Below are 281 nucleotides of genomic sequence, written 5' to 3'. Positions count from 1 at the left end.
TCCGTGTAATTTATTGATGCGTTGTTTTGTTTTTTGCCAGCGATTTGAACCTTTGGTTCGACGTGCAAGCTGGCGTTGCAATTGATTTAGCTTCTCTTTTGACTGTTTTAAAAACTTCGGATTATCGGCCACAAATCCGTTCGAACCAACAACCGTTTGCTTTGAGTTGATGTCAAAGCCAGTGATAGTTTCCAAAACTTGTTTAGCCGTTTTGCATTCCACTTCCTGAGTGATACTGCATTCCCATTTTCCGTGACGATATTGAACAGTGACGGTCTTAA

General features: G+C 40.9%; 1 protein-coding gene. It reads right to left on the bottom strand.

Annotation, left to right across the window (positions count from 1 at the left end; all coding sequences use genetic code 11):
* A partial coding sequence (locus AN394_RS21420) for a transposase (RefSeq protein ID WP_152968978.1) occupies positions 1 to 281 on the bottom strand: 281 nt, incomplete at both ends.

It is taken from the genome of Pseudoalteromonas sp. P1-26, from assembly GCF_001401795.1.
Classification (GTDB): domain Bacteria; phylum Pseudomonadota; class Gammaproteobacteria; order Enterobacterales; family Alteromonadaceae; genus Pseudoalteromonas.
Note: the sequence above shows the minus strand (reverse complement) of the source record. Positions and strands in the feature narration are given on the sequence as shown.